This is a genomic window from Nocardia aurantia, assembly GCF_009604425.1.
In the GTDB taxonomy this organism is placed as follows: Bacteria; Actinomycetota; Actinomycetes; order Mycobacteriales; family Mycobacteriaceae; genus Nocardia; species Nocardia aurantia.
On sequence record NZ_WEGI01000003.1, the window covers coordinates 420,734 to 439,901 of the forward strand.

General features: G+C 66.2%; 22 protein-coding genes and 1 tRNA gene. 8 read left to right on the forward strand and 15 right to left on the reverse strand.

All coding sequences use genetic code 11. From position 1 onward, the window contains the following. The first annotated feature begins 78 nt into the window (after positions 1-78). Positions 79-984 (forward strand): alpha/beta hydrolase, encoded by a 906-nt coding sequence (locus NRB56_RS08250; RefSeq protein ID WP_153340007.1) that lies wholly within the window; start codon positions 79-81, stop codon positions 982-984. On the opposite strand, the gene NRB56_RS08255 is transcribed toward NRB56_RS08250, so the two are convergent. Continuing rightward, positions 967-2,349, reverse strand: a complete 1,383-nt coding sequence (locus NRB56_RS08255; protein WP_227837356.1) for a helix-turn-helix domain-containing protein — start codon at positions 2,347-2,349, stop codon at positions 967-969. The two genes, NRB56_RS08250 and NRB56_RS08255, sit on opposite strands and share 18 nt — an antisense overlap. 243 nt (positions 2,350-2,592) lie before the next feature. Between NRB56_RS08255 and NRB56_RS08260 the strand changes: the two genes are divergently transcribed. From NRB56_RS08260 to NRB56_RS08270, 3 genes are read left to right on the forward strand one after another with little or no spacing between them, the layout of a single operon-like run. Continuing rightward, positions 2,593-3,276 (forward strand): adenylate kinase family protein, encoded by a 684-nt coding sequence (locus NRB56_RS08260; protein ID WP_319942715.1) that lies wholly within the window; start codon positions 2,593-2,595, stop codon positions 3,274-3,276. Positions 3,277-3,287: 11 nt separating this feature from the next. Continuing rightward, a complete protein-coding gene (locus NRB56_RS08265; protein WP_227837357.1) occupies positions 3,288-4,430 on the forward strand; it encodes a radical SAM protein in 1,143 nt (380 codons plus the stop codon). A gap of 5 nt (positions 4,431-4,435) precedes the next feature. Continuing rightward, positions 4,436-5,086 carry a hypothetical protein gene (locus NRB56_RS08270; RefSeq protein ID WP_227837359.1) on the forward strand — a complete coding sequence of 217 codons (651 nt, stop codon included), beginning with the start codon at positions 4,436-4,438 and terminating at the stop codon, positions 5,084-5,086. Between the two features lie 79 nt (positions 5,087-5,165). On the opposite strand, the gene NRB56_RS08275 is transcribed toward NRB56_RS08270, so the two are convergent. The 3 genes from NRB56_RS08275 to NRB56_RS08285 are packed head-to-tail and all read right to left on the reverse strand — an operon-like array spanning position 5,166 to position 6,987. Further along, complete coding sequence (locus NRB56_RS08275; RefSeq protein ID WP_153340013.1) at positions 5,166-5,537, reverse strand: hypothetical protein; 372 nt, start codon at positions 5,535-5,537, stop codon at positions 5,166-5,168. Between the two features lie 48 nt (positions 5,538-5,585). Further along, positions 5,586-6,515: a carbohydrate kinase family protein gene (locus tag NRB56_RS08280; RefSeq protein ID WP_153340015.1), complete on the reverse strand. Its 930-nt coding sequence runs from the start codon at positions 6,513-6,515 to the stop codon at positions 5,586-5,588. Between the two features lie 4 nt (positions 6,516-6,519). Continuing rightward, positions 6,520-6,987, reverse strand: coding sequence for an NUDIX hydrolase (locus tag NRB56_RS08285; protein ID WP_153340017.1), 468 nt, complete (start codon positions 6,985-6,987; stop codon positions 6,520-6,522). 227 nt (positions 6,988-7,214) lie between these two features. Here NRB56_RS08285 and NRB56_RS08290 point away from each other — a divergent pair, with 227 nt between their 5' ends. Beyond that, the gene (locus NRB56_RS08290; protein ID WP_153340019.1) at positions 7,215-7,397 is read left to right on the forward strand and encodes a hypothetical protein; all 183 of its coding nucleotides are present in this window, start codon (positions 7,215-7,217) and stop codon (positions 7,395-7,397) included. Between the two features lie 655 nt (positions 7,398-8,052). On the opposite strand, the gene NRB56_RS08295 is transcribed toward NRB56_RS08290, so the two are convergent. Together NRB56_RS08295 and NRB56_RS38265 are read right to left on the reverse strand one after the other, a co-directional pair. Next, positions 8,053-8,129, reverse strand: a tRNA-Pro gene (locus NRB56_RS08295). A gap of 603 nt (positions 8,130-8,732) precedes the next feature. Then, positions 8,733-8,885, reverse strand: coding sequence for a hypothetical protein (locus NRB56_RS38265; protein WP_194290768.1), 153 nt, complete (start codon positions 8,883-8,885; stop codon positions 8,733-8,735). A 64-nt stretch (positions 8,886-8,949) separates the two neighbouring features. On the opposite strand from NRB56_RS38265, the gene NRB56_RS38270 reads away from it, so the two are divergent. Further along, on the forward strand, positions 8,950-9,300 hold the full coding sequence (locus NRB56_RS38270; RefSeq protein ID WP_194290769.1) for an LppP/LprE family lipoprotein: 351 nt from the start codon (positions 8,950-8,952) through the stop codon (positions 9,298-9,300). Positions 9,301-9,318: 18 nt separating this feature from the next. Here NRB56_RS38270 and NRB56_RS08305 read toward each other — a convergent pair whose 3' ends face one another. Continuing rightward, positions 9,319-9,810 (reverse strand): hypothetical protein, encoded by a 492-nt coding sequence (locus NRB56_RS08305; protein WP_153340023.1) that lies wholly within the window; start codon positions 9,808-9,810, stop codon positions 9,319-9,321. Between the two features lie 282 nt (positions 9,811-10,092). Between NRB56_RS08305 and NRB56_RS08310 the strand changes: the two genes are divergently transcribed. Then, entirely contained in the window at positions 10,093-11,298 is a 1,206-nt protein-coding gene (locus tag NRB56_RS08310) for a permease (RefSeq protein WP_153340025.1), read from the forward strand. On the opposite strand, the gene NRB56_RS08315 is transcribed toward NRB56_RS08310, so the two are convergent. The 3 genes from NRB56_RS08315 to NRB56_RS08325 all read right to left on the reverse strand — a co-directional run bounded on the left by NRB56_RS08315 (position 11,299) and on the right by NRB56_RS08325 (position 13,709). Continuing rightward, positions 11,299-12,243 (reverse strand): alpha/beta fold hydrolase, encoded by a 945-nt coding sequence (locus NRB56_RS08315; protein WP_153340027.1) that lies wholly within the window; start codon positions 12,241-12,243, stop codon positions 11,299-11,301. A gap of 136 nt (positions 12,244-12,379) precedes the next feature. Beyond that, positions 12,380-13,123: a maleate cis-trans isomerase family protein gene (locus NRB56_RS08320; RefSeq protein ID WP_153340029.1), complete on the reverse strand. Its 744-nt coding sequence runs from the start codon at positions 13,121-13,123 to the stop codon at positions 12,380-12,382. 16 nt (positions 13,124-13,139) lie between these two features. Then, complete coding sequence (locus tag NRB56_RS08325; protein WP_319942716.1) at positions 13,140-13,709, reverse strand: TetR/AcrR family transcriptional regulator; 570 nt, start codon at positions 13,707-13,709, stop codon at positions 13,140-13,142. 81 nt (positions 13,710-13,790) lie between these two features. Here NRB56_RS08325 and NRB56_RS08330 point away from each other — a divergent pair, with 81 nt between their 5' ends. Then, positions 13,791-14,684, forward strand: coding sequence for a DUF4437 domain-containing protein (locus NRB56_RS08330; RefSeq protein WP_153340033.1), 894 nt, complete (start codon positions 13,791-13,793; stop codon positions 14,682-14,684). A 100-nt stretch (positions 14,685-14,784) separates the two neighbouring features. Here NRB56_RS08330 and NRB56_RS08335 read toward each other — a convergent pair whose 3' ends face one another. The 5 genes from NRB56_RS08335 to NRB56_RS40060 are packed head-to-tail and all read right to left on the reverse strand — an operon-like array spanning position 14,785 to position 19,163. Then, positions 14,785-15,528 carry a maleate cis-trans isomerase family protein gene (locus NRB56_RS08335; RefSeq protein ID WP_153340035.1) on the reverse strand — a complete coding sequence of 248 codons (744 nt, stop codon included), beginning with the start codon at positions 15,526-15,528 and terminating at the stop codon, positions 14,785-14,787. Positions 15,529-15,542: 14 nt separating this feature from the next. Next, the gene (locus NRB56_RS08340) at positions 15,543-16,328 is read right to left on the reverse strand and encodes an SDR family oxidoreductase (protein WP_153340037.1); all 786 of its coding nucleotides are present in this window, start codon (positions 16,326-16,328) and stop codon (positions 15,543-15,545) included. Then, positions 16,325-17,359 carry a hypothetical protein gene (locus tag NRB56_RS08345; protein ID WP_227837361.1) on the reverse strand — a complete coding sequence of 345 codons (1,035 nt, stop codon included), beginning with the start codon at positions 17,357-17,359 and terminating at the stop codon, positions 16,325-16,327. The genes NRB56_RS08340 and NRB56_RS08345 overlap by 4 nt, the downstream gene beginning before the upstream one ends. Further along, complete coding sequence (locus NRB56_RS08350; protein WP_153340039.1) at positions 17,356-18,045, reverse strand: hypothetical protein; 690 nt, start codon at positions 18,043-18,045, stop codon at positions 17,356-17,358. The genes NRB56_RS08345 and NRB56_RS08350 overlap by 4 nt, the downstream gene beginning before the upstream one ends. Further along, positions 18,042-19,163, reverse strand: a complete 1,122-nt coding sequence (locus NRB56_RS40060) for an aromatic ring-hydroxylating dioxygenase subunit alpha (protein ID WP_319942717.1) — start codon at positions 19,161-19,163, stop codon at positions 18,042-18,044. Before NRB56_RS40060 ends, NRB56_RS08350 begins: the two co-directional genes overlap by 4 nt. Between the last annotated feature and the right edge of the window lie 5 nt (positions 19,164-19,168).

Here is a 19,168-nt window from a genome sequence, read left to right on the forward strand (position 1 = left end):
GTACGGTTTTATGTGACGCAAAGGTCGTACTATGGACCGAACTACTGTGGTCGCATTCGTCATCGAGGTCAGAACGCCATGTCCATCACCTGGGATGCCGACTCGCACCAGCTCGAACCGCCAGCTCGTATCTGCTTGACTAACATCGTGACTCCTTCGAGCACCATCCTCAGCATCCGCACCCTCGACGGCCTCCACCTCGCCGCCACCTTGGTCACTCCGGAGCATCCGGCAGCTCAAGCCGTGGTCCTGGTCCACGGTGGAGGTGTCACCCGCGAGGAGGGTGGATTCTTCACCCGACTGGCCGCCGGCCTCGCTGAGGCTGGCGTCGCCTCCCTCCGATTCGACCTGCGCGGCCACGGTGACAGCGAAGGCCGCCAGGAGGAGCTGACGCTCTCCACGATCCTCAACGACATCCACGTCGTGGTGGCCGAACTGCGCAAGGTGACCGGTGCGACGGAGATCAGTCTGCTGGGAGCCAGTTTCGGCGGTGGGGTCACGGCTTACTACGCCGCCAAGCGGCCGGATGAGCTGCATCGGTTGGTGCTGCTCAATCCGCAGTTCGACTACAAGAAGCGCACCATCGACACCCGCGACTACTGGCACGATGACAGGATCAGCGATGAGCGGGCCAAGGAGCTGAATAACACTGGCGCCGTGCAGTTCACGCCGACCCTGAAGCACGGTCGGCCGCTGCTGAACGAGGTGTTCTGGCTGAAGCCGAACGAAATCCTCGGTGAGATCACCACCCCCACCCTGATCGTTCACGGCAACGCCGACACCTTGGTGCCGATCGACGGTTCGCGGGCCGCCCTTGCTCAGTTCACCGCGCCGGTGGAACTGGTCGAGATCGAAGGGTCGCAGCATGGTTTCGCCGTCCACGATGATCCGCAGTACCTAAATCCCAAGAGCCAGCAGTACCAGGCCGAGGTGATCGGCATCGTGTCGCGCTGGCTGAGGAGCGGGTCAACCGCGGGGGCGTAGGACACCGACCAGAGCACGAACACGTGTTCTGGTCCGCCATGGCTCCAGCGCGCGCATCACTTCGAGCACGACGTTCATGGTGCGTTCCGAATGGGTTTCACGTGCCACGGCAATCGCTTTCGTGGCGAGGTCGGCTGCTTCATCGGGCTCACCACTGAGGGCCAGGGCATGGGCCTGCCGTGCACTGAAGAATCCTTGGTCACGTTTGGAGAGGCGGCCACTGTCGAGAACGGTGGTGTACAGCTGAGATGACCGTCGCGGTTTGCCCGCCTCGGTGTAGCAGCTGGCGGAGCGCAGCAGCAGGGTGTCGTTGGTGAAGTAGGTGCCGAACAGATGGTCGTCGTCGCGATCAGCCTGAGCGAGGAGCTTTTCTGCCTCGCCCAGATGGTGATCGACCACACTGGCGGGTTCACCGATCATGGCCAGGCCCAAGGCTTCCTGTTGCACCGCTTCGGCTTTCACCCGCATCGGCAACTGCCAGGGGCCACCCCCGGCGGCCTGGGCGAGGGTCAACACGGTGCCGCTGTCGCGTGTTTCGTAGGCCATCTGGGATTTCTTGAGAAGGATGTAGCCCTGCATCGGCAGGCTCCCCGCTGCCTGCGCCCATTCCATGGCCCGGTCGTAGAGGAACGTCGCGGTGAGCGGATCGTGGAGATCCCGATACAGCCAGCCGGCGAATTCGGCCCCATCAGCACCCAGCGCCAGCAGCTGGCGGCGAACCTCGGGCTGAACATCTCTGGAGTGCCGGCGGATGGCGCCGATCACGGCAAGCGTCAGCGGTAAGGCTTCGGCCGGACCGAGGAAACCATCGTCGGTCTTGCAGCGAACGAGTTGGGTGCGGAAGAACTCCATGACGGAGCCGTCGAAATAGCGCCGCGCATCGTCAAGTGCCCGGCCGACTCGTGCCAGCTCTTCGCCACGATTCGGTGGCGGTGGGCTGGTGCCATTAGAGGTCAACCACTGTGCGAGGGCCACGGCATCATCGCCGGTGGAACTGGTGGCCACCGTCGAAGCGGCGTCGCTGTCGGGCAATTTGAACCACAGGAGCTCATGCGGGATACCGAGCGCCTCGGCCCACCGGATCAGCTTGGAGAGCTGCTCGGGCGCCGGGCCTTTCTCGATGCGGCTCAGCTGGGCCTGGGTCAACCCCAGCCAGGTGGCCATCAGTTCCTGCGGCAGCTGGCGGATGTGGAAGGGGTGGGTCCGGTAGGCATAGATCACCCGGCCCATGTGCCAGGTGCCGCAGGCGTCGCGCATCTGGTCCGTCCGCCAAAAGCTCGGTGGTACTGTCGGCGGCTGATGCCGCTCGCCTCGTGAGGCAACTTCGCATGGGCCACAGAGGATTTCGTTGTTGAAGCTGTTCAACCTGGTACCACAGTCCGCGCAGTAGCGCTGCTGATCAGGCTCCCGCCTCATGGCTGTCCGCTCCTGGTTTACCTGGGGTTTTCCCGCCCTTACCCGTCGGTCGGGTGACCCTACCAGCCCTTGACGGTGACGGCTATACGTTTCATACATACCCCGAATACGCCCTTGTCGTAGCCGTTTTCGCCGCCGAAACCGACCCTGAACGGGTCAGAACCTCAACGGCTCACACGAAAGGGGACCACGGTGGCGCTCCGTCTGATCGTTCCCATTTTCGGACCGCCTGCTGCTGGCAAGACCACCTTGACGTTGCATCTCGGATCGGAACCCGGTCGGCGGATCTTCCGCTTGCGGGAGCACGTGCCGACCGAGGCCCTTGCCGCCACGGCCATATCGCCAGAGCGGCTCGGGTGGATCGACGAGTTCACGGTTGGTCGAGCAGTTCGGTCGTATGTGACGGCTACACAAGGGGATTCGATGGTTCACACCATCCTGATGGACAACTTTCCCGGTAGCCGCGGGCAGGTCGATCAGCTCCTGGCCATCATGCTGGCCGCGGCGCCAGGGTGCCGGATCGAGCCGATCGAAGCGATCACCGACGCCAAGACCCTGAAGCAGCGAGCCCGCACCCGGAAAGTCTGCCACCGGTGCGAACGGGATCCGATCCACGATCCTCGCCTTCCCGCCCTGGCGCAGGAGGACGACCCCTGGGCGTGTGTTCGCTGCGGCGGGCTGCTTCATCCCAGACGCGGCGATTCACCGCGGTTGTTCAAGGCCAGATTGCAGCGCTACCACGAGACTGCCGCCGGAATCCGGGATGGCTTCACCTCCGCAGGCGTGCCGGTCACCCAGCTCGATACCACCAACACCATCGAGGGCGCAGCGAACCTGCTTGCCCCACTGCTTATTTCACGGAGTTCAACGTTATGACTCATGTTTCTTTGCCCAACCCGCAGGTTCGTGCGGCTGGTGATAGCTACGGCCATGCCCGGATGCCCCGTGGTGCCGCGGTGCCGCGGCCCGACCGGATCGACCGCATCCCCTATGGGCGGTTTCGCAACGTCTACCTGTACATCACCGAAGCCTGCCAGCTGCGCTGCGAGCACTGCTATATGGGCGAACGGCTGGAGCGGGCACTGAAGATGCCGCTGCCGAAGATCGTGGACACCCTCGCCACCTGGAGGAAGCTCGGGGGCAACAAGCTGACCATCCTCGGTGGGGAGCCGACGCTGCACCCGCACTACTGCGAGGTGATCCGCCTCAGCCGCCAGCTGGGCTACGAGCACGTCATCACCACCACGAATGCCCAGAAACCGGCGCTGCGCCGCTTCCGGCAGCTCGAACCGGACGATTTCGCCTACGTGCAGGTCAGTCTGGATGGTGGCAGCCGGGACACTCACGATGCGGTGCGCGGGCGTGGCACCTTCGACGAAGCGATAGAAACCACCCGCGAACTGGCCGAGCGGGGCTTCGATGCCCGGATCATCTGCACGGTGAACGAGGCCAATGAGCGAGATGTGTTGCAGCTCCTCGACATTGCGGATGTGCTCGGCGTCAGCCTGGTGAAGTTCCATGTTTTCTCCACCATCGGCACCGGCCACGGCAATCCGGAACTGGCCATGACGCCGCCGGAGTGGGTGAAGTTCTGCGACCACCTGAATACTGTTGCACCACAGTACAAAACGAGGGTGTGGTACCAGCCGACATATGCCCGGCGGGATCAGATGGAACGCTACGCCGCCGAGGGCTACCAGGGGTGCATCGGCCGGACCCTGGATCGGATCTCGATCTTCCCGGACGGCCGGTGCTACGTCTGCTCCTACCTGTTCGACACCGAGCTGCACTTCGCGGAGATGGTCGACGGCCAGGTGCAACTGAACCATGGCGTCAACGAGTTCGAGCTGTTCACCAGCGCTCTCGGCCAAAGTTCCTGCGGCGGCTGTAAATCCAGCGCCTGCATGGGTGGCTGCCCGGCCGAGGAGGTGGTGCTGGGCCAATCCTCGTGTGCGGCCTACGACGACATCGTGCCGGTCTGCCGGTTGTGGAAATCCAGCGCGAAAGACGAATCTCAAGCGGAGGAGTGAAGGTCATGCACATGGACTCCGTGGTGGAACCACTGCGGACGTTGGACTGGGACAACCTCGACGCGGTCGAGCATGTGACCCGGACGGCACTGGACGAGCTGGCATTGGACCCGGACATTGTTCGCCGTCGTCTCGCCGATCTGCCTGATCGGCCGGAACTGATGAAGCTCTGCGAGCACTACGACATTTTGGACAAGATCGTGCTGCACGATGATCCAACCGCCGGCTTCCGGGTCCGGCTGCACATCTTCCTGCCGGGATACTTCGACCGGCCACACAACCACCGGTGGAGCTACGCCAGCCGGATTCTGCGCGGACACTACCGGCACTACCTGTTCGGCAACGCCGAACTGGATGAGCTGGTGGATCCGACGAACCTGCGGGTGCTGCTGGCTCGGGAGGAGCCAGTGGGCACCTCCTACGCCCTGCACCACTCGATGGTGCATGCCGTTGTCGCCGAACCCTTCACCGCCTCCCTGGTGATACGGGGCCCGGCGGTCAAGGATCGGTTTTTGGTGATGGACCGGCACACCGGCGAGGCGTGGTGGCAGTACGGGGCCAAGGAGGAATCCGCCGAGGAGGCCGCGAGGAAGCGGATGAGCCGGGCGCGGTTCGCTGAGGTGATGGGGTGGATGGAGGAGTGGGAGGTTTACTGACCAGAAAATGTCTCGATTTCCACCACGGTCAGGTCGGTCTGGCGATCTGACCGTGTGCTACACCGAGATTGTCGGAAATTCACCCACTCCAAGGGCCAAACCGTATTTCAGGGTTCGCCAATGCGCGAGTCAGAAATGCTTTGAATTCCTTCACGTCCAGGATCTCCGCCGCGGAGAGGCTATCAAACGGTCCACGCGGGGAACCTTCCTTTCCGACCAGCCAGATAGAACCGTCTTCGGCAACGACCCACACGAATCCGCGTCCATGACCATAGACCCACCAGCCATGAATCTTATGTCCGTCACCTTTTGGCGGATATACCTCCGGTTTCCATCCTCGTCTGTGAGCTTCCGGCACGAAATCAGTTAACCAGTCCTGCAATTCCGTCCACTGGTCCTCAGGGCTGATGTACCGATCGTCGGCCTCGCGCATGTCTTCTCTGAAACCCATCCCGGCTTCCTCTCGAACCTGTTGGCCTCCATTCTCCATCCCGAGGCATCAGCTGGCGAAAGTTTGTCCATGAACCGCGATAAATGCTTCCAATTCGCGGAGCGTCGGCAGTGCGCCACCCTGCTCCCGTGCACACCGCAGTGCCCCACTGGCCGACCCGAGCACCATGCTGCGCTCCATCGGCCAACCAGCCCAGAGGCCATAGAGCAGCCCACCTGAGAAAGCGGCGCCGGCACAATGGGTATGCCGCACCACCACCGAGAAGGCGGGCACGGAGATCTCCTCGGTGCGGCTGACGGCCACTGCACCGGATGCTCCGGCCGTCACCACCACCCAGGCCGCTTCCGTCTGAGCGAGAAGCGTTCTAGCGACCACGGGTGCTTCGGCATGGTCGTCGTCATCGACGTTGGTCTGAAGCAGCAGCTTCTCGTAGCCGGCCACGGCCTGGCGTACACCATCGGACAGTGGTGATCCGCCGAGGTTGATCAGCACTGGGGTATTCGCCGCTCTGGCCGCAGCGACGACCCGCACCGCGGCCTTCTCGATGAGTTCATAGGCATCGACGTACACGAATGCGGCGGTGTGAACCGGCGACAGATCTACCTGCTGGAGCGCGTCGACCACACCGGGCAGATGGGCGAACCATGTTCGCGTGGCTGCGCCGTCGGCGATGACCGTGATCGACGGGGTGCTCAGGTTCTCGTGAGCCTCGGCTGTGGTCGGAACGTTGTGCTGCTCGAGCCAGGTGCGGGCCTGCCCGCCGAGGTGGTCGGTGCCAATGTTGTTGGCAATGAGCAGTGTTGGGGCATCGAGGGCCACCAGTACCGCAGCTGCCATCGGTGCGTCGGCGGCGATCGAGTATTCGGCCGCTTCGATCGAGGCGCCGGAGTTGGCAGGGGGATACTGCGGCACGCGCCAGAGCTGAGCCGCGGCAAGGTAGCTGAAGCAGACGATCGGTTGGGCGCGTGCCGTCAGCATCGAGCTACCAGCCGTAGGTCGAAAACTGCTGGCCTTCGGCGATGCGTTCCATGGCGAACCGGCAGTAGGCGATCATGTGCTCGGGCAGTTCATTGACGTTGAACCACTGGAGATCACCGCACTTGTCGGGCTCCTGGTTCTCCGGAGCGCCCTGCCAGGTGCGCACCGTGAAGAAGAACGCCACCCGGCCACCTGATGCCGAGTTGTGCATGATGTGCGTGAAGTGGACGTCCTCGGGGCTGATCGTCACCCCGATCTCTTCCACTGCTTCCCGGATCACCGCTTGGACGACGGATTCGCCGACCTCGAGGTGTCCCGAGGGCAGATGCCATGCCCCATCTTCGAATCCGGTGTTCTGGCGCAGGCCGAACAGCACCTCATGCCCGCGGCGCAGCAGCAGATGAACATCGCCGTTGACCGTGTGTCGTTGGGGTTTGGCATCGGGGGCCGCAGTAGTTGCCGTCTGGCTCATACCGAATGGTTCCTTCCCTGAACTAAGCCGTTGACCTGGGGATTTCTCGCTTTGCGAGTAAACGACCTGAGCCTAATCCTTTGGTAGCTACTGGACTATGCGCCGGACGCATATCTGGCCGCGAGGGGACGGTATAGCCCCTGACCGGGGAAAATTCAGGCTTGCGGTAGGTCAACGTCGCTGAGGTTAACCAAACAGCAAGGGAGACAAGAGGAATGCGGCCAAATGTGCGTCATATCCACATCGAGCTCGGTGCACTGCGACTCGACTTCCAAGCTGGTGCCGAACAGGCCCAGAGCGTGGCCGACGAACTGGCTGCCAGCTTCTCCGAGCTGGATCTCAGCGTGGTCGTCGATGACGACGTACAGCCGGGTCTTCCGTTCCTGCCGTGTTCCGGGCTGTGGGACTGACGATGAGTTCGGTCTCCTGCTGCTTGGTCGCTTTCGCCTGCCTTCCCGAAAGTTGTTCCCTCTCAGATCTTCTCAAGGAGATTCACATGTCACTGCCGTTTCAACGCATGGGTCCGCTACCAGGGGTGTGGGCATTGCCCGCAGTGGAAGCACAACCGGGATGGCCACTGCCTGACGCCGGAGTCTTCCTGCGGGTGTTCTCGGGTGCCGTCAAGCCGAGCACGGTGCTGCTCCGCTCGGCTGTGGGATTCATTGGCGCCTGGCAGGTGATCTACGAACATGGCCGAAACGCTCCGGACGAAGTGCATGAGCAGCTGGCGCTGCTGACCTTCGTCATCGACCAGGAGGCGGGTGGGCACGCCGGGGGGATTGAGATTCCCCACGGAATCGACACCAAAAACAGTCAGGCAATCCTTCGGCAAATTGGATTGTGGGGAGTTGCCGACCTCGGTTACGGCCCATATGGCGCGTCCCGGAACTGCTCGCCGACCCGTGCCAGGCACGTTCGACGTCCTGTGTGCCACCTCACGCGTGACGTGCCCGATATGCCCGGTGATTGCCGTTTGGTCCACAACTGGTCCACAACCGAGCCCCGCGCTGCCTTCCGGCGGAGACACGAGAACCCCTCCTGGCCAGGTCAGGAGGGGTTTTACGATGGTCGGGCTGACAGGATTCGAACCTGCGACCCCTTGACCCCCAGTCAAGTGCGCTACCAAGCTGCGCCACAGCCCGCCGCACCCGCTTGGCGAGTGCTCGATGAGAGTACCTCACGACACCCCTGTTCAACCAAATCGGCGGATTGAGCTGCACCGATATGTCGAGCATCGCCCGCTCTCGGATGCCGTGCCCGGGCTGGTTGGGGTCCGCCGTGCGGTTACATCCGCCGGCATACGCAGAGCGGGACCAGAGCGGGACTGTGAATCCTCGGGCATGCCACAGATCGTGCTGGTGCGGATACTCATAACCGGGCGGACGCCAACCGCGGACCCGGGCCCGCGATGTCTCGGCATCCGTCGAACTGCGGCCGCTGTGTCGGTGAATGAGGTTCTGGCGGAGCATGTTTCATTACGAGCCATCGTTCGCCGGTGGAGGTCGATCGCTACCGGTGCGACCGCTTGCTGTGGCGGGAGTTAACGCGGGATGGTAGTGGTCCGATGGTTCTGATGTATTGCTGTACAACAGAATTCGTCACGAATTGGTTGCGGCCTGGAGATCCGGTGCGGCGCTGCTCGCGTGCGACGGGTTCGATTCGAACGAAACAGTGGGGACAGGTATGAACATCAAGTTGTCGGTCGTGTCGGCGGTCGCGGTCGCCGCGTGTGCTGTCGTGGGATGTCACACGACCGAACGACCGGCGGCGGCGGACAGTGCTGTGATGACGGACGTGGGTGTGGCGCCGAGCCGGGTCATCGCCGCCGGGCCCGTGCCGTCGGCCGGTTCGTCGACCGCCACCGCGTCGGCGGTCACCGCGTCCCCGGGTGTGGCCACTGGGGACGGTAGTGGTCATGGGCTGTGCTTGGACGTGAATTCGGCGCTCGTCCACTCCGCGGTCGTGAGTCTGGCAGGTCAGTTGCCGGATGATCAGTGGGTTGTGCAGGGTGCGAGTGATGATCCGATCGCGGCCGGATGTGCGGGGGTGTTGTCGTGGGTGGCTCTGCAGGGGCCGGGGATCCACCCCGTCACGCACGTCCTGTTCTTCACGGGCGGAACGTATCTGGGTACGGCCACCACGCAGCCGTACGCCTACACCACGGTGCTCGGGAAGACCCGTGACACCGTCTCGGTGCAGTACAAATGGCCCGAAGCGCAGGATCCCCTGTGCTGCCCGACCGGATCCGGTGTGGTGATATTCACTCTGAACGGCGCCACCGTCACCGCGCAGGGGCAGTTCCCGCCGAACTGACGGCCGTGCGGTACCGACTCAGTAGACGGTGACCTGGCCGGGCTGGGCCAGCGAGAATCCGTGCCGGTCAGCGGTGACGCAGCCGCGGGCCATGTAATGGCCGTCGCCACAACGGATCTGGGTTCCGAGTAGGGGCGGATTCGGTGTGCAGGCTTGTCCCGGGCAGCCGTTCGGTTCGTACACCGGGGCCGGATTGCCGCCGGGGAGGGTGAACGGGGTTCCGGGAAGGGAGGTCCCGTGCATCGGGGCACCCACGACGTCCTGGGTGATCTGCCGCCCCGGCGTCGGCAGGGTCAGGCCGTCCGCGCTGCCCGACGGCAGGAATCCCGGCCGCTGCGTCACCATCAGCCCGTCGGGCAGGTCGCAGCCCAGCAGGCCGGCGGGGGAGACCGCGCAGTTCAGACCTTGATAGGTGAAGTAGACGGGATCGGCCGCATGTGCCGGCCCGCCGCATTCGATCACCAGGACCGCGGCTACCAGCCCCAGTGCCCCTGCCGCCCATCGTCCCATCTTTCCCTCCGGCTCCGTACTCGAATGAATCGTGTTGATCACCAGCCTGTTCCGGTGATCGCCGCGGTGTTCGACAGACCCAGGGTAGAGCACGGGGGGCGGCGGATCCGGCGATCCGCCGCATGCCGGGCGCCGCTACCGAACCGCTGTCCAGGTCGCGTGGATGAGCGCTGGACTGGCATCAGGTCACGGCGCCAGGTTCGCGTTGAACCGGATCGGTCGCGGGCGAGCGGTCTCGATGTCGCGGGTGCCGGGTGATTGGCATATACCCCATGGGGGTATATGGTCTCTCGAGTACTCGGTGGTGCGAGGGAAGGAATCGTTGTGCGGGCTGTGGGACATGCGCTGGGGTTGGCCGGGGCCATGACGTGGGAGATTCTCTGGGCGCTGGTGCTGGGGTTCTTCTTGTCCGCCGTGGTGCAGGCGCTGGTGCGGAAGTCGACCGTGGTGCGGTTGCTGGGGGACGATCGGCCGCGGACGTTGGCGGTGGCCGCGGGGTTGGGGGCGGCTTCTTCGTCGTGTTCCTATGCGGCGGTGGCGCTGGCTCGGTCGTTGTTCCGGAAGGGGGCGAACTTCACGGCGGCCATGGCTTTCGAGATCGGTTCCACCAATCTGGTGGTGGAGTTGGGGATCATTCTGGCTCTGTTGCTGGGGTGGCAGTTCACCGTGGCGGAGTTCGTGGGTGGGCCGATCATGATCGTGTTCGTGGCCCTGTTGTTCCGGGTCTTCGTGCGGTCTCGGCTGGTGGAGGCTGCTCGGGAGCAGGCGGAGCGAGGGGTGGCCGGGGCTATGGAGGGGCATGCGGGCATGGACATGGCGATAGCGGGTGAGGGGTCGTTCCGGCGGCGACTGGTGTCGGGTCGGGGATTCACGGCTGTGGCACACGTGTTCGTGATGGAGTGGGCCGCCATCCTGCGGGATCTGGTGGTGGGGTTGCTGATTGCGGGGGCCATCGGGGCCTGGATGCCGGATGCGTTCTGGCAGAGGTTTTTTCTGGAGGGGCATTCGGTGTTGTCGGCGGTGTGGGGGCCGATCGTCGGGCCGGCGGTGGCTATCGCGGCGTTCGTGTGTTCCATCGGGAACGTGCCGTTGGCGGCGGTGCTGTGGAACGGGGGCATCAGTTTCGGTGGGGTGGTGGCGTTCGTGTTCGCCGATCTGCTGATCCTGCCGATTCTCAACATCTATCGGAAGTACTACGGGGTTCGGATGACGCTCGTTCTGTTCGGGACGTTCTACGTCGCGATGGTGGGGGCGGGGTACCTGGTGGAGATTCTGTTCGGGGTGGCGCGGCTGACGCCTACCGAGCGGGATGCCATGGTCATGACGGAGGGGATTCGGTGGAATTACACGACCTGGCTGAACATCGTGTTCCTGGTGCTCGCCGCTGTGCTGGTGGCGCGGTTCGTGCGGACGGGCGGGATTCCCATGTTGCGGATGATGGGCGGGGCGCCGGGGAGTGGGCATGATCACGGGGAGATGGAGATGTGATCAGGCGCCGTGAAGGGGCTCGGCATTCGGGGCGGCTTGGATGGTGGGCGGCGTGCCGGTGGGGTAGTCGGCGGGAGTGGTTGTGGCGGTGAGGAAGTCGGTGGTCCACTCGGTGGCCAGGTGCTGGAGGGTGGCCACGTTGGCGGGCTGGGGTGCGCCGCAGAAGATTTCGCCGGGGGCGTCGGTGCTGGCGCCCTCGGCGTCGGTGTGGGCGCCGGTGGGGAGGCGGACTCCGATGAAGGTTCGGTGCAGGAGGGTTTGCAGGGCCGTGGTGCCGGTGCCGAAGTTGTTGCAGGGGGCCGGTGGGCCGGAGATCGTGAGGACGGGCAGGGGGGTTCGGTCCAGATCGGTGAGGGCTGTGTCGGTGTTGTTGCCCAGGAAGGACTTCACCGGGTCGAGGAGGATCAGGCCGTGGAGGTTCCCCCATTGGGCGGGAGCGGTGGTGTGCAGGCGGTGGGCGACGTATTCGACCGCCTCGGCGCCGGCGGAGTGGCCGATGAAGACCAGGTCGCGGGGGAGTGCCGGGGTGGGGCGGTTCCGGGCGGTCGCCGCGGCGGCCAGGGAGGTGGCCAGCGGGCCGGTGGGGTCGTCGGCGGTGGTGAACAGGGCCGCTACCTGGTTCAGGAAGGGGGTGTTGTCGCCGAGGTTCTGGAGGGTGCAGCCGGCGGGATCGATGAAGGGGAGGCTGGGGGTGAAGACCAGATAGCCCGCCGCCGTGAGGGTTTCGGCGAGATCGGCCACGTTGGCGTCGGTTCGGGCGAAACCGTGCTGGAGCCAGACCAAGCCGCGCGGGGCGCCCTCCGGGAGATACCAGTCGGCGGGTTGGTGGTGGATCGCGCCGGCGCAGGGTATGTCGACGGTGGTGGGGGCCGCGGCGGCGGGGACGGTGGCGGCCGGGCCCGCCAGGCAGGCGGCGGCGATCAGGGTGACGAGGTGGACGCGCATCGCGACTCCAAGTGGGGGACAGGCTGTTCCGTGAACGGGACGGCAGGGGGGAACGTTGTGCGCCGACCGTATGTGCCGGGCGGGGCGGGCCGGTTGCCTGTGTGTTTCTTCTGTCGAAACGGTGTTTCCGTTGTGGTCAGTGATCGCGCAGGAGGGTGCCGGCGCCGTCGACTCGATCGTCGAAACCGTGGTCGCGCAACGCGTACCAGAGCGTGGCGGCGTTGATGGCGATCACCGGTTTGCCGAGTTCGCGTTCCAGCTCGTCGGCCTGGGCGACGAAGGAGAGGTTCGTGCCGACCTGGACGACGGCCTCCACGCCGGGCACGTCTATCTCGGCGACCATGGCGCGCAGGCGGTCCGGGTCGACTCGGGCGATGTCCATCGCGGTGGGGCAGCGCAGGCCGGTGATGGCGGCTACGTCGAAGCCCGCTTCGGTGAAGAAGCGGCCGACCTCGACGTCGGCGACCGGCTGGTAGGGGGAGAAGACGGCGATGCGGTGGCAGCCCAGTTCGCGCAGGGCGGCGCGGCAGGAACTGGCGCCGGTGGTGACGGGGAGGCCGGTGCGGTCGCGCAGGCGCTGTTCGAACGCGGCATTGCCTTCGACACCGCCCCAGAAGGTTTCGGCCGACATACCCATCACCATGCGGTCCGGCTCGGCGGTGAGGGCGTCGCGGACGGCGGTGTCGATGGAGGCGCGGATCTGGCCGAGCAGGGCGCGGAAATCGTCGTCGTTGCCCATCACCGGATCCGGGATGTACATGGAGCCGGCGCGATAGGCGATGCCGGGAACTCCGGATCGCCAATAATCGTGCTCGACAACGGTATTGGTACTGGGCACGATCACGCCGAAGACGGCTCTCGGGCCTACGGCATTGGTCATCGGAACCTCGCTGGGGTCAGGACGGGGGAATTGTGGTGCGGGACAGCGCTTCCGCGACGGTGCGGTGGGCCCGGTCGCGATCGACCGGGAGATCCAGCAGCAGCACATCGATCAGGAGGGGGGAGACGACGGCCTTCGCGGTCTCCTCGACGACGGACTCGTCCTCGATGCCGAGGGCTCGGACGCCGCGATGGAAGGGGGCCAGCAGGTCCCGGACGTAGCGGCGGCGCAGGTCGGCGCAGTCGGGGTCGGTGGCCGAGGCGGTGATCAGGGCGCGCAGGAAGGCGGCGACGGGCTTGTCGCGCAGGCGATCGCAGAGTTGGTCCACCTCGGCGTGCAGGTCGGTGACCGCGTCGCCGGTGGGCTCCGCGGCGGGGTGGGGGGCCACCTCGATCAGCGCGGCGAGGAAGTCTCTCGTCGTGGGCCAGTGCCGGTAGATCGTGGTGCGCGCCACACCCGTGATGCTGTGCAGCCGTTGCGGAGTCAGCGCTGCCGCGCCCTCGGTGAGGATCAGCTCCAGTGCCGCGGTGAGCACGATCTCGGCGGTGTCGGCGGCCGGGCCTGCGGGGCGTCCGGGTCTGTTCACGGGATAAACAGTACAGGTTGCAGCGCTTATTGGTAAGCGATACATTTTGTAGCGTAAATCGACACTCCTCCAGGAGGATCCATGCGTCCGCATGTCGAACTCATCGACGAAAAAGACCTGATCTGGCATATCGCCGAGTTCCAGCACGCCACCGGGACCGCGCGACAGCGCAATCTCAGTTACGACGAGGAGGACGGATCCGCCTCGCTCAAGGTGGCTTTCATCAGCGACTGGTCGCGGCCGGCGGGGGTGCACGCGGCCGAGACGGAGTGGTACGTCCTGTCGGGGCGGGTCACCATCGGGGACACCGAGCTCGGGCCGGGCGGGTATTGGACGGCGCCCGTGGGGGTTTGGACGCCGTCGCTCACCGTCTCGGCGGGGACCGAGATCCTCTTGTTCCGCGAGGGGGCGGACTGGGCCTTCGAGCTCGCGGACGGTGATCGCGAAAGTGTCCGTCCCGACCAGGTTCTCGTGATTCTCGATTCCGCCGCGATGCCGTGGATCGACGTGAAGGACGGCAGTCCCATGCGTTTCGATCTCGGCGGCACGCCGGTACCGGGGCTCTACATCAAACTGCTGCATCGCGACGAGAAGACCGGGTTCTACACCCGGCTGATCAAGGCCAAGCCGGGGTGGCGGGAAGTGCCGCTGGCGCATCACCCGTGCAGTGAGGAGGCCTATTGCCTGGACGGGGGTTTCGAGTACAACTTCGGGACCATGTGGCCGGGCACGTATTTCTGGCGGCCGCCGTTCATCCGGCACGGCGACTTCACCGCCGACGCCGAGCAGGGCTGTACGTGGCTGCTGCGGTCCGATGCCGATCTGGTCGATTGGTACACGGACAACGCGAAAGTCGTGATGACCGGTGACCCCACCAACTGGGGGCCGGAGTTCCCGCAGACCCTGGCGCCGCGGCTGATCGAGCCGGTGCGATCGGCGTCGATCGGGCGCTGGATCGATCCGACCCATCAATAGCGCGACGCGACAGCGCCCGTCCGGCCGCGGCCGGACGGGCGCCGGGCGGCGGGATGAGAGGAAGGAATCCCGCCGCCGTCCCGGGGTCGCGCGCCGGGTGTCAGTGGTCGCGCAACAGGCCACCCGCGCCCTCGATCCGATCATCGAAACCGTTGTCGCGCAGCGCCATCCACCAGGTGGCGGCGTTGATCGCGATCACCGGCTTGCCCAGCCAGCGTTCGGCCTCGTCGGCCAGGCGCAGCATGGAGAGGTTGGTGCCGCACTGCACGAGGGCGTCGATGTCGTCGCCGTCGACCTCGCGGAGCGCCGCGCGCAGTTCGTCCTCGGTGACGTGTGCGATGGAAACGGCTGTGGGACAACGCAATCCCTTGATCGCGCCGACCTTCGCGCCGAGTTCGCCGAAGAACCGCACGACATTCTCGTCGCCCACCGGCTGATACGGGGTGACGACGCCGATCCTGGTGGCGCCGTACAACTCCAGGGCCCGGCGGCACGCCTCGGCGCCGGTGGCGACCTCCAGGCCGGTCACCTCGTGGATCTGCCGCACGAACGCGCGGTTGCCTTCCACACCGCCCCAGAAGGTTTCGGCGGACATGCCCATGACCATGTAGTCCGGTTCGCAGGTCAGGACCCGCTCGCAGGCCGCGACGATCTCGGCGCGGATCTGGTCCAGCAGCCGGCCCATACCGGCGTCGTCGCTCATGTTCTGGTCGCGGATGTGGATGCGGCCGAAGTGGGTGGTGACGCCGGGGACGCCCAAGCGGGCGAAATCCGGTTCCACCACGGTGTTGGTGGACGGTGCCAGCACGCCGAATTTGGCGCGCCAGCCGAGTACATCGGGCATGGCGGTTCCTCGGATCAGGATTCGGGTGTCTCGGCGAACAGATCGCGGCGGCGGAACGGGGCGGTCGCGAAGCGGCGCATCACCTTTCCGGTGGTCAGCCAGGCCACGTGCTCGCCGTTGCGGGTGCGGGTGACGGCTCGTTCGGCCAGCCACGGGGTGACCGTCTCCACGCGGTCGGCCAGGATGTTGAACACCTTGCGCGCCTTGGCCAGTTCGGCCGGGTCGGCGTAGCCGCCGGTGAGCAGGTCGGTGACCACCATGCCGGGGCTGAGCAGGCCGACCGAGACCCCGGCCGGGACCTCGCGGGCCAGGCCGCGGGTCAGGTAGGTGACGGCGCGTTTGGTGGAACCGTAGACGGTCAGGCCGGGCACCGAGCGGCCGTCGCTGCCGAGGCCCTCCATGTTCCACACGTGGCCGCCGCCGGCCGCGGCCATCGCCGGGATCGCCACGGCGCAGCCGTTCAGGACGCCGATCAGGTTGGTGGACACCACTTTCCGGGCCTCGGTCTCCGGCAGCTCCCAGATCGGGGCCCGGGGGTGCGCGACGCCGGCGTTGTTGATCCACACGTCGACACCGCCGAAGCGGTCCACCGCCGCGTCCCAGAGCCGGCGCAGGCTCGCGCGATCGGTGACGTCGGCGGTGATCGCCAGGGCCGCGGGGAGTTCCGCGGCCACCTCGGCGACCCGCTCGGAGTCGGTGCCGCACACCGCGACCCGGTGCCCGGCGGCGAGCAGTTCCCGGGTCAGGCCGAGGCCGATGCCGCGGGTGCCGCCGGTGACGACCACCGTGCGGGTTGTCATTCGCGCTCCAGCAGGCCGTGCAGGATCGTCGCCAGGCGGTTGTGCTCGAACAGTTGGTAGACCACCGCGAGGGTCGAGCCGGCGCCCATCCCCGGCTCGGCGTCGATCATGAATTCCCGGCCGACCAGGCGGACGCCGTCGGTGCGGTGCATGCGCACGAAATGCGCACGGCCGAAGGCGGTTCCGTTGCCCCAGACGTCCGGGCCCTCGTGGAACCAGCGGGTGCCGTCGCGCCGGACCACGGCGCGGGTCTCGGAATCCACTGCGCCGGACATGGTCACGTGATGTTCGGCGGTGAGCAGGCTGTGCGGGGTGACGTCCAGCGTCATCCGGGTCTTGCCCAGCGCGGTCTGATCGACGCTCCACACCTCGAGGTCACCGGCGAAACGCGAGGGGTCCTTGCTCGGGAGCGTGAACGGCACCGCGCCGCAGCGGGTTTCGGCGGCGAGGCGGTCGTCGACCAGATCCGGGTCGCGGGTGTAGACGCCGTCGAAGACGCCGACCACCGACGGGCCCTGCGACAGCACCGACGAATAGACCTGGGTATCGCCGACGGTCTGGTTCCAGGTGTTCAGGGACACCTGCCAGCCGGGACCGTAGTAATGCGCGTCCACGAAACCGCCGTAGGGCTGGCCGGATCCGTAGAAGTCCGGACCGATGTAGATGCGGTCGCCGTCGGAGTCGACGACGCCGAAGGCGAACGAGGCGCCGAGCGCGTACCGCCCGGCGAGTTTGCCGCCGCCGGTGAGCCCGCCGTCCATGTAGTACACGGTCCGGCCGTCTTCGAAGACCGACGAGCGGCGGATGTCCTCGAATCCGTGCCACACGCCCTCGGCGTCGAACAACGAAGGGCGGCCCACCCATTCGCCGGCGATGCGCTGCTGCCAGCGGCTCGGCTCGGCGGCGCTGCTCGAGATCGGCCCGGCGCCGCCGTCTGCGCTCGGCTCCGACACGCGGCCCGGACTCGGCGCACCGGCGACGTCCCGGTTCGGCTCCGCCGCGCTCGCGATCGATTCGGTCGAGACGCTCACCGCGCCAGCTCCTGTCGCACGCGCTCGGACTGCTCCGTACCCAGCAGCCGGGTGACCTGGGCCCACACCGGATCCACCTCGGGGCTGAAGAGATTCGCGCGATTGGCCCGGTCGCGGGCCGGCAGGTCGGCGCCGACGGCGGGAACGCCCTTGTCCACCAGCGTGAGCCAGTGCCGCAGATAGGCGTCCACGGTGGCGCTCAGGGCGCCGAAGGCGGATTCGGTGGCCCGGCACACCAGCATCCACGGCGACATCATCGCGCGTTGCCGGGGCCCGACGGCCGCGGCCGAGACGCCTTCCACCTGCCACGCGGCGTCCAGCAGCGGGGTCAGCGGGAGGAACGCGGCGTCCAGGTATTCCAGTTCGACGGCCAGATCCGCGCGCGGGATCAGATCCAGGTGCATCGCGTAGTACTCCCCGCTGTACACCGCGTCGAGCGTGAAATGCGGTACGGCCGAATCACTTCCGGTGAACGCGAAGACCATGTGACTGTCCAGGCCGATCGGCGGCACGACCAGGTCGACAGTGACCAGCTTGTCGATCGGGCCGCCGCGCAGCACGCGCAGCCGGCCCACCGGATTCGGGGACATCGCACCGGTGAGCGGCTCGTCGACGTCGACGGCCAGTCCCAATGCGCCGGACAGTGTTTCGAGGGTGCGCTCACTGAGCGCGGTGGGCAGGCTCATTGCGGTGATCCTCCGTTGCGGGTCTTGTGTACCCAGGCGCTGGCCAGTTCGGGATTCTCGCGGCGCACCGGCGAGGCGATGACGGTCGCACTGCGGTGCGGGCTGTCGCCGGTGACGACGTCGGAATCGCCGACCCACCAGCCGTCCTCGATCAGCTGGGCGCGGCGGCGGCGATAGGCGATCTGCAGGGCGTCGCTGCGGACGTGCAGTTCGTCGGCCAGATCGAACGGGAGCAGTTCCGGCCGTTGCGATTCCACCACCGGCCGGTCCTGCAGCAGGATCTTCTCGATGCGCTTGCGGGCGTTGCCGTCGGCCCAGGCGCCGGTGAAGAAGCTGCGGAAGCCGAGGATCTTCACCAGGGTCCGATCCTGCGACAGCGGAATGTTGAAGTCGTACAGGATCAGATCGCCGATCGGCAGCCGCACGTGCAGCTTGACCACGTTCGGCAGGTACCAGCCGTTGGTCACCGTGACGTACTCCGGGCGTTCCTTGCGGCGGGCCAGCAGGCCCCAGAGGCCCTTGGGCGGCGGCGGACTCATCTTGATGTCGGCCTCGGCGGACCAATCCGTCTGCTGCACTTCGTAATCCGGGATCTGCGGCGAATCCGGATTGCCGAAGGCGGTGCCGTGCACGAAGGGCGTGTGCGAGGCGTCCACCACGTTCTCGAAGGTGCGCTCGTAGTTGGCGTCGAGCTCCATCTCGACCTCGACGGCGCGGAAGGCCGGATCGCCCCACTGCGGGATCTCGGGGATGGGCGGGCGCTGCTCCTCCGGCAGATCGCCGAGGAAGGCCCAGACCATGCCGTAGCGTTCCACGGTGGGATACGCGTCGACCCGCGCCTTGCGCGGGATGTTGCGTTCCGGCGCGTTGGCCGGGATGCGGACACACACGCCGCCGCTGTTGTACTGCCAGCCGTGATACGGGCAGGTGATGAGGTCGCCGGAGACCGTGCCCATCGACAGCGCGCCGCCGCGATGTACACACAGATCCGAAAGGCAGCTCACCGCACCGGATTCGGTGCGGAAGAGCACGAAGTTCTGGCCGAGGCAGACGACCCGGCGTGGTTCGGTGCCGACCTTGGACGCGAATTCGACGGCGTACCAGAAATTCTTGAGCACAGCGA

Bases quoted from the DNA above. Each gene is read 5' to 3' on its own strand.
- NRB56_RS08275 (WP_153340013.1), bottom strand. From the start codon at position 5,537: ATGGGTTTCAGAGAAGACATGCGCGAGGCCGACGATCGGTACATCAGC.
- NRB56_RS08285 (WP_153340017.1), bottom strand. From the start codon at position 6,987: ATGAGCCAGACGGCAACTACTGCGGCCCCCGATGCCAAACCCCAACGA.
- NRB56_RS08280 (WP_153340015.1), bottom strand. From the start codon at position 6,515: ATGCTGACGGCACGCGCCCAACCGATCGTCTGCTTCAGCTACCTTGCC.
- NRB56_RS08340 (WP_153340037.1), bottom strand. From the start codon at position 16,328: ATGACAACCCGCACGGTGGTCGTCACCGGCGGCACCCGCGGCATCGGC.
- NRB56_RS08330 (WP_153340033.1), top strand. From the start codon at position 13,791: ATGCGTCCGCATGTCGAACTCATCGACGAAAAAGACCTGATCTGGCAT.
- NRB56_RS08305 (WP_153340023.1), bottom strand. From the start codon at position 9,810: ATGGGACGATGGGCGGCAGGGGCACTGGGGCTGGTAGCCGCGGTCCTG.
- NRB56_RS08350 (WP_153340039.1), bottom strand. From the start codon at position 18,045: ATGAGCCTGCCCACCGCGCTCAGTGAGCGCACCCTCGAAACACTGTCC.
- NRB56_RS08250 (WP_153340007.1), top strand. From the start codon at position 79: ATGTCCATCACCTGGGATGCCGACTCGCACCAGCTCGAACCGCCAGCT.
- NRB56_RS08320 (WP_153340029.1), bottom strand. From the start codon at position 13,123: ATGACCAATGCCGTAGGCCCGAGAGCCGTCTTCGGCGTGATCGTGCCC.
- NRB56_RS08310 (WP_153340025.1), top strand. From the start codon at position 10,093: ATGGTCTCTCGAGTACTCGGTGGTGCGAGGGAAGGAATCGTTGTGCGG.
- NRB56_RS08315 (WP_153340027.1), bottom strand. From the start codon at position 12,243: ATGCGCGTCCACCTCGTCACCCTGATCGCCGCCGCCTGCCTGGCGGGC.
- NRB56_RS08335 (WP_153340035.1), bottom strand. From the start codon at position 15,528: ATGCCCGATGTACTCGGCTGGCGCGCCAAATTCGGCGTGCTGGCACCG.
- NRB56_RS08270 (WP_227837359.1), top strand. From the start codon at position 4,436: ATGCACATGGACTCCGTGGTGGAACCACTGCGGACGTTGGACTGGGAC.